We start from the raw sequence: 14,597 nt of genomic DNA on the forward strand, positions 1-14,597 counted from the left end.
CCTAAAGTAATCGACCGGGCTCATGGGTATGAATGAGATAGATTCTCATTCACGGGTGGCCGCCGCCGCGCGGATCCGCCATCGAACGACCCATACAAGGCGTGCCCATGAGCCAGACCGCTGTCGATTCCAGCATCGATCATTCCGATCCTTCCAGTTTTTCTCCCATAGCCTTTCGCTCGCAGCTCGTCGCGATGATCGCCGAGCTGCTCGACGAGCCCGTCGACGAAATCGCATCGCTCGACGATGACGAGGACCTGCTGAGTTGCGGCCTCGATTCGATCCGGTTGATGTATCTGCAGACGCGCGTGAACCGTCTCGGCTACGCGCTGACGTTCGATGCGCTCGCGCGCACGCCGACGCTCGGCGCGTGGGCCGAGCTGCTCGCGAATGCGCCGCGCGTCGCCCCCGCGGCGCCTGACGTCGAGGCTGCCGAGGTGGTCGACGTCGACGTGCATGCGCCGTTCGATTTGTCGGCGGTGCAGCAGGCGTACTGGCTCGGCCGCGGCGACGGCGAAGTGCTCGGCAACGTGAGCTGTCACGCGTTCCTCGAGTTTCGGTGCCGCTCGATCGATCCCGCTCGTCTCGCCGCGACGTGCCGGCGTGTGCGCGAGCGCCATCCGATGCTGCGTGCGCGCTTCACCGGTGGCCGCCAGCAGATCGTCGCGGCGCCGGACGCGCCGGTGTTCGCGCATGCGGACTGGCGCGACAGGACGCCCACCGATGCGGAAACCGAATGGGCGTCGCTGCGCGCGTTCCGGTCGCACGAATGTCTCGACGTCGAGCACGCGCAGGTCTTCTTGATGGGGCTCGTGCAGATGCCGGGCGGCGAGGATCGCGTATGGCTGAGCGTCGACCTGCTCGCGGCCGACGTGGACAGCGTGCGGCTGCTGATGCAGGAGATCGGCGCCGCGTACGCCGAGCCGTCAGCGCTGCCCGACGCGCCGTCGACGTGGTTCCCGGCCTGGCTCGCGCGTCGCGCGGCCGATACGCGCGATGCGCGGGCCGTGGCGCGTGATGCATGGCATGCGCGGCTCGCGACGTTGCCGGAAGGGCCGGCGCTGCCGCTCGCCCGTGCGCCGGAAACGATTCGCGCGCCGCGTTTCAGCCGCGTCGCGCATACGCTGAGCACGGCCGAACTCGCGCGCCTGCAGGCGCGGGCCGCGCAGCATGGCGTCACGCTGTCGTCGGTGTTCGGCGCGGCGTTCGCCGCGGTGCTTGCGCGCTGGAGCGGCCGTCATGCGTTCCTGCTCAACGTGCCGCTGTTCGACCGGCACGGCGATGCGCCCGACCTCGGCCGCGTGATTGCCGATTTCACGACGTTGCTGCTCGTCGAATGCGACCTGCGCGCGGACGCGAGCGCGGCCGACACGGTGCGCGCATTCCAGCAGCGGCTGCACGGCGCGATTGCGCAAGCTGCGTATCCGGCGCTCGACGTGCTGCGCGATGCGCGCCGGCAAGGTGCGCCGCGCGCGGCGCCCGTCGTGTTTTCGTGCAATCTCGGCGATGCGCCGTTCGTGCCCGACGCGTTCGCGCGCGTGTTCGGCGATCTGCACGACATGATTTCGCAGACGCCGCAGGTGTGGCTCGATCATCAGCTCTATCGCGTGCCGGACGGCGCGCTGCTCGCGTGGGACAGCGTCGACGGCCTGTTTCCCGACGGGATGATCGATGCGATGTTCGGCGCGTATGTCGCGCTTGTGCAGGCGCTGTGCGATCGCGACTGGCGGCTGCCGATCGCGGTCGAGCTGCCGTCCGCGCAGCGACGCGTGCGCGATGCGCTCAACGCCGTGCCCGCACCCGGGCGTCCGCGTACGCTGCATGCCGACTTCTTCGCATCGGCCGCGCGCGAGCCGGCGGCCGTCGCATTGCGGTGCGGCGAGCAAGCGGTGACGCGCGGCGAGCTGGCCGCGCAGGCGCTGGCGATCGCAGGCGGCTTGCGTGCGGCCGGCATCGGTCATGGCGACGCCGTCGAGATCAGTCTGCCGCGCGGGCCCGCCCAGGTGGCCGCGGTGTTCGGTGTTCTGGCTGCCGGTGCGTGCTACGTGCCGCTCGATATCGCGCAGCCGGCTGCGCGCAAGGCGCTGATCGAACGCGCGGCTGGCGTGAAGGCCGCGATCGGCGACACGACGCTCGCCGATGCGCCGCTGCCGCATTTCGGCGTCGCGGCGCTGATGCGGCACGAACCGCTGGCCGTGCCGCTCGCGGTCGCACCGCAGGCCACCGCGTACGTGATCTATACATCTGGTTCGACGGGCGTGCCGAAGGGTGTCGAGATGACGCACGCAGCGGCGCTCAACACGATCGATGCGATCGATGCGCTGCTCGGTGTGAGCCCGGCAGACCGGTTGCTCGCGGTATCGGCGCTCGATTTCGACCTGTCGGTGTACGACCTGTTCGGCGTGCTCGGTGCCGGTGCCGAACTCGTGCTGCCGACCCAGGACGACGCACGCGACGCGGCGCGCTGGATCGAGCTGATCGCGCAGCATCGCGTGACGCTGTGGAATTCCGCGCCCGCGCTGCTGGAAATGGCGCTGGCGGTGCCGGCCGCGGCCGACGCATGCCGCAGCGTGCGCGCGGCGCTGCTGTCCGGCGACTGGATCGCGCTCGACCTGCCGGCGCGCCTGCGCGAACGGTGCGGCGACGCGTGTGCTTTCCATGCGCTCGGCGGCGCGACCGAGGCGGGCATCTGGTCGAACGTGCAGACGGTGCGCGAGGTGCCGCCGCACTGGCGTTCGATTCCGTACGGCCGGCCGTTGCCGGGGCAGGCTTATCGGGTCATCGATGCCGCTGGCCACGATGTACCGGATTACGTGCCGGGCGAACTGCTGATCGGTGGTGACAGCCTCGCACGCGGCTACCGGAACGATCCCGAGCTGACCGCGCAGCGCTTCGTGCAGCAGGCGTCGGGACGCTGGTATCGCACGGGCGACCGTGGCCGCTACTGGCCCGACGGCACGCTCGAATTCCTGGGGCGCGAGGATCGCCAGGTGAAGGTGCGCGGGCACCGGATCGAGCTGGGCGAGATCGAGGCCGCGCTGGCTGCGCATCCGCTGATCGACGGTGCGTGCGCGAGCGTCGTCGGCGGCGAAGCCGCGCGTATCGCGGCGGCGTTCGTACCGGCCGATCGTATGTCGGAGGTAACGCTGTCCTCGTCCGTGCTCGCGGAAGCGGACGTTGCGGATACCGTGCACGCGGAAGCGGCCCTTGCGCGCGCGCTAGCCGATCGGCTGCTCGACGGCGATACAGGCTTGCCGCCGTCGCTGAGCGCGCATTGGCATGCCAAGGATGACGTATCGATTTCCGTCGACGGCGCGCTCGATCTGCTCGACTGGTATGCCGCCGATCTCGACGAGCTGACCGGATCGCTGCGCTCGCTCGCTGCCGATCCTGAAGGCGCCGCGCAGCGTGTGCCGCTCGATCCGCGGATCGCGCCGCTGGCGTTCGCGGCACGTTTGCCGGATGGCGCACGCGCGCTGCGCGAGTTTGGCGCTGCGTTGCAGGCCCAGGCCCAGGCCCAGGCCGCGGCGCGCACCGAACCGCTGCGGGTCGCGGTGCTCGACGCGCGCGCCGGGCAATGGTTCGATGCGGGGCTCGGCGTGCTCGACGATCCGCGCTTCGACGTGACGCTGTTCGACGCGTCGCCCGGTCTGCTGCACAACGCGCAGGCGTACTTTGCACAAACGATGCCGACGTTGCAGGCGATGCAGGACGGCCTGCTACCCGCCCGTCATCTCGGCCGGTTCGATTGCGTGATCAGTTTCGCGGCCGCGCACCTGCGCGACGATCCGCGAGACACGTTCCGGATCGCAGCAGCGTTGCTTGCGCAGAATGGTCGTTTGCTGCTTGCCGACGTGCTGCGCGATTCGCCGCTGCGTGAGCTCGTCGCGGGCGTGACGGGCGATGCGTCGCTGCCGCGGCCGTTTGCGCACGATGCGCTGGCGTCGGCGGCACACGCGTGCGGCTTTGCGCTGGAAGCATCGCGGAGCTGGCGCTCGACCGCGTTTGCCTGCATTGATGCGCACCGTGTCGGCGAACCGGCGGAGCAAGCGGCGCTGGCCGACTGGCTGCGCGACCGGTTGCCCGACGCGATGCGTCCCGATGCGCTGTGGTGCATCGCGCGCTGGCCGCTCAACGCGAACGGCAAGATCGATCGGCGAGCGGTAGGCGATGCGCTCGCTCGGGCACTCGGCGATGCGCCCGCCGCACATGACGCGTTCGTGCCGGCAGACGAACGGCAGGCGACGCTGCTCGCGTGCTGGGAGCACGCGCTCGGCCGCCCGGCGAACGCGCGCGACGCGACGTTCTTCGCGCTCGGCGGCGACAGCCTGCTCGCGACACGCCTGCTCGCGCAACTGCGTGAGCGGCTCGGCGTGCGGGTCGGGATGGCCGCGTTCTATCGGCAGCCGACGCTCGCGGGTCTTGCCGCGCAGCTCGATGAGGCGGCGCCGACCGCACAGGCTTCGCAGGCGGAAGGCGACACGCCCATCGCAACGATCGAGGAGGGCGTGCTGTGAGCTTCGATGACGTGCTCGATCTTTGCCGCGAACGCCAGATCGAACTGTGGTGCGACGACGGCGGCCAGTTGCGCTATCGCGCGCCGGCCGGCGCGCTCGATGCGGATCTCGCCGCGCGCATCAAGGCCGAACGCGACGCATTCGTCCGATTTCTGCAGGACGGCGCGTGGCGCAGCGATCCGGCGCGCCGGCACGAGCGCTTCGCGCTGACGCCGGTGCAGGCCGCGTATGTGCTCGGCCGGCATGAATCGTTCGAGTTCGGCGGCAATGCGTGCCATCTGTACGTCGAATACGGCGAACCCGCGAATCTCGACTGCGTGCGCTTCGAGGCCGCGTGGAATGCGTGCGTTGCGCGGCATCCGATGCTGCGCGCGATCGTCGAGGACAACGCATGGCAGCGCGTGCTGCCCGACGTGCCGTGGCAGCCGCTCGCGGTGCACGACCTGCGCGATGCCGATGCGAACGCATTCGACGCGCACGTGAAGCGCGTGCGCGAGCGTCTCGACCATGCGGTGCACGCGCTCGACCGCTGGCCGGTGCTGCAGCCGGAAGTGAGCCTCGGGCCGGATGGCGCGGTGCTACACCTGTCCGTCGATTTCACGCTGATCGACTACGCGAGCCTGCAGTTGCTGCTCGCCGAATGGCGGCGGCGTTACGACGATCCGCAATGGCAGCCCGAGCCGCTCGACGCGACGTTCCGCGATTACGTCGTCAACGAAGCCCACGCCGGCACCCGCGCCGATCATGCGCGCGACAAGGCGTGGTGGCTTGCACGCATCGACGATCTGCCGGCGCGCCCCGATCTGCCGGTGGTGCCCGCGATGCGTTCCGACGCGCGGCCGCGCTTCACGCACCGGCATGCGCGGCTCGATCGTGCGCAGTGGGCTGCGCTGAGCAGCTACGCGAGCCGCTTCGGGCTGAGCGCGGCCAGTGTCGCGCTGGCCGCGTTCGCCGAGGTCGTCGGCCGCTGGAGCCAGTCGCCCGCGTTCTGCCTGAACCTGACGGTGCTGAACCGGCCGCCCGTGCATCCGCGCATCGACGCGGTGCTCGGCGATTTCACCGCACTGAGCCTGCTCGCGGTCGACGCGACGCACGGGCGTGATTTCGTCGAGCGCGCCCGCACGATCGGCGCACGCATGTTCGACGACCTCGACCATCGCGCGTTTACCGGCGTCGACGTGATGCGCGAACTCGCGCGGCGGCGCGGCAAGGATGCGGCGCTGATGCCGGTGGTGTTTACGAGCGGCATCGGCAGCGTCGGCCGTCTGCTTGGCGAGCATGCGGGCCGAGCCGAACCGCCTCTCTACATGATCAGTCAGACGCCGCAGGTCTGGCTCGACTGCCAGGTGACCGACCAGTTCGGCGGGCTGGAAATCGGCTGGGACGTGCGCGACGACCTGTTTCCGGACGGGATGCCCGCGGCGATGTTCGACGCGTACGTCGCGTTGCTGGGCCGGCTCGCTGCGGATGCCGAGTCGTGGTCGCGCGAGGGTGACACCGTGCTGCCGTCCGCCGTGCCAGCTGCCGAGGTCCATCCGGATGCGGATACGCATATCGCGGCCGGCTTCGCCGCGCAGGCGTTGCGTACGCCCGATGCGCCGGTGGTGATCGATGCACAAGGGGCGCGCACGTATCGCGACGTCGCGCAGCATGCGGCGGCGCTGCGGTCTTCGCTTGAGCGGGCTGGCGTCGGCGTGGGCGACACCGTTGCCGTGCTGATGCCGAAGTGCGCGCACCAGCTCGCGGCCGTGCTCGCGATCGTGCAGGCGGGCGCCGCGTACGTGCCGGTCGACAGCCGCCAGCCGGCGCTGCGGCAACAGGCAATCCTGCGCAATGCGCGGGTGCGTGCGGTCGTCAGCGTGCAGACGCTCGACTTCGAACATGACGGTTGCGTGCGCATCGATATCGATACATTTCCGATCGATCCGCAATGGCCGCCGCGTGCCGCGCGCGACCTCGACGGCGACGCGCTCGCGTACGTGATTTACACGTCGGGTTCCACCGGCGAACCGAAGGGCGTGATGCTGAGCCACGCGGCCGTGTGCAACACGCTGGCCGACATCAGCGCGCGCCACGAAGTCGGTGACGGCGACGTGGTGCTCGGCCTTGCCGAGCTGAGCTTCGACCTGTCTGTCTACGATTTCTTCGGCGCGACCGCGCGCGGCGCGTGCATCGTGCTGCCGGATCCGGCGCGCGGCAACGATCCGTCGCACTGGGCCGAGCTGATGGTGCGGCATCGCGTGACGCTGTGGAACTCGGTGCCCGCGCAAGGGCAGATGCTGATCGACTACCTCGAAAGCGAACCGGCGCTCGAAGTGCCGGGCCCGCGCCGCGTGCTGTGGTCGGGCGACTGGATTCCGGTGACACTGCCCACGCGCTGGTGGCGACGCTGGCCCGACAGCGCGTTGTTCAGCCTGGGCGGCGCGACCGAGGCGTCGATCTGGTCGATCGAGCATCCGATCCATCCTGCGGACACGCAGCTTGCCAGCATTCCGTACGGCCGCGCGCTGACCGGGCAGACGATGGAAGTGCTCGACGCACTCGGCCGGCCGTGCCCGCCCAGCGTGCGCGGCGAGATTCATATCGGCGGCGTGGGGCTCGCGACCGGTTACGCGAACGATCCCGTGCGCACGGCCGAACGCTTCATCCGTCATCGCGACGGACGCAGGCTTTATCGCACCGGCGATCTTGGCCGCGTGCGCGCCGACGGTTCGCTCGAATTCCTCGGGCGGCAGGACGATCAGGTGAAGATCCGCGGCTACCGGATCGAGCTGGCCGAGATCGATGCAGCGCTGACCGCGCATCCGCTCGTTGGTGCGGCCGCGACGATCGTGCTCGGCGAAGGCGCGGAGCGCCGGCTCGCGAGCTTCGCGTCGCTGCACGGCGCGGAGCCTTCGACGTCGACGCAGGACGACGCGCTGCAAGAGATTGCGAAGCAGGTGCGTACGGCGTTCGACGCCGCGCGCTGGCCTGAACAGGCAGATGTGGCACGGTCGGTCGCCCAGCTCGAAGCCGCCTGCGTTGCATCGCTGGCCGCGTGGATCGTGCCGGCAGGCGCGCTGAGCGACGATGCCGCGACGGATTTCGCGACGTTGTGCGAACGGCTGCGCGTGCCGTCGGCGCGACAGCATCTGCTACGCCACTGGCTCGCGATGCTCGACAAGCACGGCGTGCTGCACGCGGATGCCGAAGCAGGCGGCTGGCGTCTGAGGCCCGATGCGGGCCATGCCGATGCGCACGCAAGCTGGGACGCGTTTGCGCAGGATGCGTCGCCGGATCTGTGGCCGGCCGTTCTCGTCGACTACTTCCGCGACAGCGCAGGATGCATCGATGTGCAGGTGGACGGCAGCGTGTCGCCGGCTGGCCTGATGTTCCCGGAAGGCGCATCGCATATCGCCGACGCGATGTACAGCGACGGCGAACATGCGCATGCACTGCACAACGGGATGGCGCAGGCCGTGCGCGCGATCGTTGCGCGTGAGCCGCAGCGTCCGTGGCGCATCCTGGAGATCGGCGCGGGAACGGCCGCGGCGACGCGGTCGATCGTCGACGCCCTTGCGCCACTGGTCGAAGCGGGCGCGCGGATCGACTACCTGTTCAGCGACGTGTCGAGCTATTTCCTTGCAGCGGCGCGCGAGCGTTTCGCCGCGTATCCGTGGATGCGGTTCGTGCGGTTCGACATGAATGCGCCGTTCGACGCGCAGGGCATCGCGCCGCATTCGATCGACGTCTCGATCAGCTCCGGCGCGCTGAACAATGCGCGCGACACGGTCGCGCTGGTCGCCGGGCTGCGTGCGCTGTCGGCGGCCGACGCGTGGTGGGTGATCCAGGAACTGACGACCGAGCATCCGGAGATCAGCATCAGCCAGGGGCTGATGATGGAAACGCCGAGCGACGCGCGTGCCGAGTCGGCGCGATTGTTCGTGCCGCGCGCGCAGTGGCTCGAATGGTTGCAGTCGGACGGCGGCGATCGCGCGCTCGGTTGCGTGGCGCCCGGCACGCCGCTCGATGCGCTCGGCTACGACATCCTGCTCGCGCACGTGAAGCGCGGCGCGGCGCGCATCGCGCCGGACGCGTTGCTGGCGTTCGTCGCGGAGCGCGTGCCGGGCTACATGGTGCCGTCGCAATTGCGCGTGCTCGACCGTTTGCCGGTGACCGCGAACGGCAAGATCGATCGCCGTACGCTGGCCGGTATCGCCGACATCCGCGAACCGGAACCGGCGTCCGCTCGGCCGGCCAGCATGCAGACCGCCGCCGATCCGCTGCTGGCGCGGCTGATCGGCTTGTGGGAAGCCGTGCTCGATACGCGCAACGTTACGGCGGATCAGGACTTCTTCGCCGCGGGCGGCGATTCGCTGCTGATCGCGCAACTCGTGTCGCGGCTGCGTGGCGAAGAACCGCTCGCACAAGCGCATCCGTTCGACCGGCTGCTGCGCTGGGTGCTCGCGCAGCCGACGCCCGCTGCGTTCGCGCAGTGCCTGCGCGATGCGGGCGAGCAGCCGTCGGCCGCAACGTCACCGGCTGCAATGCGCACGGCGCACGCGTCGGCGGTCATCCATGCACCCGCGCCCCGCGTGCGTGCCGACGTGCGACCGATTTCGCTCGCACCGGGCGAGGGCGTGCCGCGCGTGATCGTGCACGAAGGGCTCGGCACCGTGCATGCGTATCGACCTGTCATGCCGGCGCTCGCGCGGCTCGGCCCGGTGCTCGGCTTCGCGGTGCGCGACGCGCAGGACTATCTCGATGTGCCGGCACGCCACCTGAACGCGACGCTCGGCCGTCGCTATGCGGACGCACTGTGGCGCACCGGCGTGCGCGAGGTCGACGTGCTCGGGTACTGCTCGGGCGGGCTGGTCGCGCTCGACATGGCGAAGTCGCTGGTGCAGCTCGGCGTCGAAGTGCGCACGCTCGACATCGTGTCGAGCTACCGGATTCCGTACCTGATCGAAGATGAACGGCTCGTGCTGTTCAACTTCGCGGCGACGCTCGGGCTGCCGCTCGACGCGCTCGGGTTTCCGGAAACGTACGTGCTGGCCGACGCACTCGCCGACGCGTTGAAGGCCGACCCCGCGCGACTCGCGCCCGGCAGCCTGCAGGCGCAGCTGGAGATCTTCGGCGATCGCTGCGAGCCGCTCGATGCATTGCGCCGCCGCGTGCTGCGTGCCGCCGCCGGATTGTCGATGCAGGACGAGGTCGCGCATCCGCTGCTCGACGAACGCGAGCGGCTGTACCGGCTCTTCATGCATTCGGTGCAGGCGAGCCACTGGGCGGGCGACGCGCCGTATGCAGGTGCGCTGCGGCTGTTCGTGCCGGAGCGCTGCAACCCGCTGATTCCGCAGCAGCGCGCGGCGCTCACCGAATACTGGACGGCGCAGGCGCTCGGCGGCATCACGTCCGTCGATATCCCCGGCGGTCATTTCGACTGCCTGAATGCCGCGTTCGTCGACACCCGCCTGAAGGAGGCGCAATGAAGGTCCATCCGCTGCCGGTCGTCGTGGCCGGCTCCCGCTTCGGCCAGTTCTACGCGGTAGGTCTCGCTGCGTCCAGCGCGTATCGTGTCGCGGGCATCCTGGGGCAGGGCAGTGCGCGCACCGCCGCGCTGGCCGTGCGTGTCGGCGCGCCCGTGTTCGACTCTCCCGAATCGCTACCCGAGGACGTGCGCGTTGCATGCGTCGCGGTCGGCGGCGCGGCGCGCGGCGCCGACGGGGCTGCGCTCGCGTGCCGGCTGCTCGAACGCGGGATCGACGTGGTGATCGAGCATCCGCTGCTGCCCGACGAATGGGATCGCGTGCTGCGCACCGCGTCGCGTCAAGGCCGCCGCTGCCTGCTCAACAGCTTCTATCCGAACCTGCCGGTCGTCTCGCGCTTCATCGCCGTCGCGCGACGGCTGCGCGAAACGAGTGCGCCGGTGCATGCGGACGTCGTGTGCTCGGTGCAGGCCAGTTTCGCGGCGCTCGACGTGCTCGCGGCCGCGCTGCAGGGCGTGGGCCCGTGGTCGGTCGAGCCGATCGGGCCGGCACTGTCGTCGATGCGCGAATGCGCGATGGTGCTTGCCGCAACGCCGGTGTCGCTGCGCGTGCACAACGAGATGGCGGCGGCCGACGACGGCCGGATGAGCCAGCTGTTCGGCATCACGCTGACGACGGACGCCGGCACGTGGACGCTCGCGTCGCCGCACGGCCCGCTGTGGTGGGCCCCCGCGCTGCGCGAACCGGAGATCGACGAGAACGGGCTGTTCCCGATCTTCGGCGACACGACAGGCAGCGACATGCCGAGCATCCAGATCTGCGACGACGCGCGCGACACGTGGGGCGCGATTCATGCGCGCAACTGGCCGCAAGCGGCCGTGCGCGCGGTCGACCGGCTCGTGTCGGGTGAAGGGTTGCAGGCGTGCAACCAGCGCACCATCGACGTGACGCGCGTCTGGCAGCAACTGACGATGCAGCTCGGTTTTCCGGAGCAGCCGCCGGGCGACGCAGGCGCGGCCACGCTCGGCATGCTGCTGGAGCGTGCCGCATGAAGGGGCCATTGCTTTCGATGTTGCGGCCGTTCGCGGTGCCGCTCGTGGCGGCGGTCGTGCTGCAGGCGCTGGCGGGTGTCGCATCGCTCGTGCCGTGGCTCGCGCTCGGCCGTGTCGCCGACGCGTGGCGCGCGACGGCGCAGCTCGACGCGACGGCGCGCGGCTGGCTCGTCGCGGCCGTGGTGGCCGGCGTGTGCTGGCTGGGCGGCCAGACGGTCGCGCTGCACCTGACGCACCGGGTCGACGCCGATCTCGCCGATCGCTTGCGCAGGCGCCTCGCCGATCATCTGCAACGCTTGCCGCTCGGCTGGTTCGCGCGTGCGGGCAGCGATCGCGTCGCGCGTCACGTCGACCAGGACGTGCGTGCGCTGCACCAGCTCGTCGCGCACGCGCCGGCCGATGTCACGCAGTTGATCGTCGTGCCGTGCGCGGCGCTCGCGTGCCTGCTTTACCTGAATCCCGTGCTGCTCACGTTCGCGCTGGTACCGCTCGTCGCGGGCGCCGCACTGTTTCGCTGGATGCGTTCGGCGCGGTTCGCGCCGGCCGTCACGTCGCGCAACGGCGCGCTTGAACAGTTGATGGGCGACTACGCGCAGCTCGCGCAGAACCCGGCGCTCGTGCGGCAGTACCCGGGCGCCGGTATCGAGGCGGCCGCGCTGGCGTCGACCGGGCGCTTCGAGCAGGCGTTTTCGGCGTGGGTCGGCCGCGTCGGCGGGCCCGGTGCGTGCACGCAGGTGCTGCTCGGCACGCCCTTCCTGCTCGCGTGGGTCGTGTTCGGCGCGATGTGGCTGACGGCGGGCCGCTTGCCCGTCGGCGAACTCTGCGCGTTTGCACTGCTGATCTGGGCAGTAGCGGCGCCGGTGCGTGCACTCGGCCACGGTGCCGACGCATTGCGCGAAGCGCGCGCGGCGGCCGCACGCCTCGATGCGTTGCTCGCGCAGCCAGTTCTGCCCGGGCCAGCCGATCGCGCTGCACAGGTACCGCGCGATGCGTCGATCGAACTGCGCGGCGTGAGTGTCGACATCGACGGCACACCGATCCTGCGCGACATCGATGCGACGATTTCGGCCGGCACGACCACCGCGATCGTCGGGCCGTCGGGTGCGGGCAAGAGCACGCTGCTGATGCTGCTCGCGCGCTTCATGGATCCGGACCACGGCACGGTGCGGCTCGGCGGCGCCGATCTGCGGCTGCTCGCGTCGGATACGCGGCGCGAACAGGTGGCGATGGTGTTCCAGCAGGCCGCCGCGCTCGACGTGTCGATTGCCGCGAACATCGCGCTTTACCGGCCGGACGCCGATCGCGATGCGATTCGCGCAGCCGCACGCGCGGCCTGCCTCGACGAACGCATCGACGCGTTGCCGGGCGGCTACGACTGCATATGCGGTCGTGACGTGCGGCTGTCCGGCGGCGAACTGCAGCGTTTGGCGATTGCACGTGCGCTGCTGTCGCCGGCGCCGCTGCTGCTGCTCGACGAACCGGCTTCGGCGCTCGATCCGCAAACCGGGCGCGCATTGCGCAATGCGCTGCGCGGTGATGCACGCACGCGCGTGATTGTCAGTCATGATCTCGATGCAATCCGGCATGCGGACCAGATTCTCGTGATGGATCGCGGCCGCATCGTCGAGCGTGGCACGCATGCGGTGCTGCTGGCCGCGCGCGGGCTGTATGCGCGGCTATGGAGCGAACGCGGTGCGGCAGACGGGGAGGCCGCATGAAGATGAAATCGCTCAAACGTTTGCAGTGCCTGCCCGCCGAAACGCGCCGTGCGCTGTGGCGCGGAGTCGGCTGGGCGGTGGCTGCCGCCTTGCTCGACGGCGCCTGCGGATTGCTGCTCGTGCCGTTGATCCGCGCGTGGTTTGCCGGCGTGCAGGCGGCCGTGCTGCAGTGGACGATCATGTTCGGCGCGCTGACGCTGTGCCACGCGTGCGTGCTGTATGTCGCGCAGCGCGGCGGCTATCGCGCGGGCGGCGCGCTCGCGGCCGGTCTCGTCGAACGCCTCGTGCGGCACCTGCCGCGCATCGCGTCGTGGCAGGCGGTGCGCGACAGTCATCCGGCCGGGCTGCTGCGCGGGCCGGTCATGCAGGCGATGGGGATTCCGGCGCACCTGCTCGGGCCGCTGATCGGCGCGGTCGTGACGCCGCTCGCGGTCGTCGCCGGGCTCGCGTGGATCGACTGGCGTATCGCGCTGTGCCTCGCGGCGGCCGCCGTGCTGCTGTTCGTGCTGCTCGAACGCGGCGGCACGCGCACGCTCGCGTTCGAGCAATCGCGCGCGGCTGGCGATCGCGAGATGGCCGTGCAGCTTCAGGCCTTCGCCGCGCATCAGGGGCTGTTGCGCTTCGCGGGCCGGGAAGGCGATGCGCGCGCCGCGCTGCAGCACGCGTTCGACGAGCAACATCGCCGCACGCGTGCGTTGATGCGGCGCTCGCTGCCGATCGAGCTCGGCTTTGCCGGTGCGGTGCAGGGTGTGTTCGTCGCGATGCTGGTCGGCGGCGCGTGGGCCGTCTCGGCCGGCCGGCTCGATGCCGCGACGGCCGTGGCGGTGCTCGTGCTGCTCGTGCGCTTCATCGAGCCGCTCGCGCAGCTCACACAGCTCGACCAGGCACTGCGCGGCGGCTGGCGCGCGCTCGACACCGTGCTCGCGGTGCTGCATGCGCCGCGGTTCGACAGCCCCGAGCGCGGCACGCCAGTGCACGATGCGAGCGTCGATGCGGTGCGCGTCGGCTACCGGTCGGCCGGCGGCGCGACGCTGCTCGACGGCGTCGACCTGCATTGTCCGGCAGGCGGCTTCGTCGCGATCGTCGGCCCCACGGGCGCCGGCAAGAGCACGCTGCTGGGCCTGCTCGCCCGGCTCGACGATCCGGGCGCCGGGCGCGTGCTGCTCGGCCGCGCCGACGTGCGGCACCTGAGCGAGTCGACGCTCGCCGCGACGCGCAACCTCGTGTTCCAGGACAACGGGCTGTTTCGCGGCAGCCTCGCGTGGAACGTGCGGATGGGCCGCCCGGACGCGTCCGATGCCGAGCTGCGCGACGCGCTGGACGCGGTTGGCCTGCTGCGCGACGCCGAGCGCTTGCCGGACGGGCTCGAGTCCGACGTGGGGCCCGGCGGCCAGTTGCTGTCGGGCGGGCAGCGCCAGCGGGCGTGCCTCGCGCGCGCGCTGCTGGCCCGTGCGCCGGTGCTGATGTTCGACGAGCCGACCGCGAGCCTTGACGAGCTGAGCGCGCGGCGCGTGCGCGACAGCCTCGTCGCGCTACGCGGGCAGCGTACGCGCATCGTCGTCACGCACCAGCCGGCGCTCGCGGCGGCCGCCGACACGATCGTCGTGCTCGACGCGGGCCGGGTGCGGGCGACCGGCACGCACGCGCAGCTGGTCGAGGCTGACGCGTGGTACGCGACCTTTGCCCGGGCCGGGCGGCCGCCCGGCGCGTCACCGGCCGCCGAAGCGGGTGTGGATGCGGGCATGGATGCGGAAGCGCGGCCGGCCGAGTCCGAACACTGACGTGAACAATGCGATCCGGCGTGCCCGGAATCGATAGGAAAAGCCCCTCGATCGAAAAATC

5 protein-coding genes are annotated in these 14,597 nt (G+C 70.7%); all 5 read left to right on the top strand.

Features of this window, described 5'->3' with window-relative positions; translation table 11 throughout:
* Positions 1-107: 107 nt before the first annotated feature.
* Genes BCEP18194_RS26140 through BCEP18194_RS26160 form a run of 5 tightly spaced genes read left to right on the top strand, consistent with a single transcriptional unit; the run spans position 108 to position 14,536 of the window.
* A complete protein-coding gene (locus BCEP18194_RS26140; RefSeq protein ID WP_011354280.1) occupies positions 108-4,517 on the top strand; it encodes a non-ribosomal peptide synthetase in 4,410 nt (1,469 codons plus the stop codon).
* Positions 4,514-9,988, top strand: a complete 5,475-nt coding sequence (locus tag BCEP18194_RS26145; RefSeq protein ID WP_011354281.1) for a non-ribosomal peptide synthetase — start codon at positions 4,514-4,516, stop codon at positions 9,986-9,988. The genes BCEP18194_RS26140 and BCEP18194_RS26145 overlap by 4 nt, the downstream gene beginning before the upstream one ends.
* Positions 9,985-11,037 (top strand): Gfo/Idh/MocA family oxidoreductase, encoded by a 1,053-nt coding sequence (locus tag BCEP18194_RS26150; protein WP_011354282.1) that lies wholly within the window; start codon positions 9,985-9,987, stop codon positions 11,035-11,037. The genes BCEP18194_RS26145 and BCEP18194_RS26150 overlap by 4 nt, the downstream gene beginning before the upstream one ends.
* On the top strand, positions 11,034-12,755 hold the full coding sequence (locus BCEP18194_RS26155) for an ABC transporter ATP-binding protein (RefSeq protein ID WP_011354283.1): 1,722 nt from the start codon (positions 11,034-11,036) through the stop codon (positions 12,753-12,755). Before BCEP18194_RS26150 ends, BCEP18194_RS26155 begins: the two co-directional genes overlap by 4 nt.
* Complete coding sequence (locus BCEP18194_RS26160; protein ID WP_011354284.1) at positions 12,752-14,536, top strand: ABC transporter ATP-binding protein; 1,785 nt, start codon at positions 12,752-12,754, stop codon at positions 14,534-14,536. The genes BCEP18194_RS26155 and BCEP18194_RS26160 overlap by 4 nt, the downstream gene beginning before the upstream one ends.
* Positions 14,537-14,597 lie beyond the last annotated feature (61 nt).

The organism is Burkholderia lata, assembly GCF_000012945.1.
Taxonomy (GTDB): Bacteria; Pseudomonadota; Gammaproteobacteria; order Burkholderiales; family Burkholderiaceae; genus Burkholderia; species Burkholderia lata.

Coding starts and splice junctions, on each gene's coding strand:
- BCEP18194_RS26140 (WP_011354280.1), top strand. CDS start 108: ATGAGCCAGACCGCTGTCGATTCCAGCATCGATCATTCCGATCCTTCC.
- BCEP18194_RS26150 (WP_011354282.1), top strand. CDS start 9,985: ATGAAGGTCCATCCGCTGCCGGTCGTCGTGGCCGGCTCCCGCTTCGGC.
- BCEP18194_RS26155 (WP_011354283.1), top strand. CDS start 11,034: ATGAAGGGGCCATTGCTTTCGATGTTGCGGCCGTTCGCGGTGCCGCTC.
- BCEP18194_RS26160 (WP_011354284.1), top strand. CDS start 12,752: ATGAAGATGAAATCGCTCAAACGTTTGCAGTGCCTGCCCGCCGAAACG.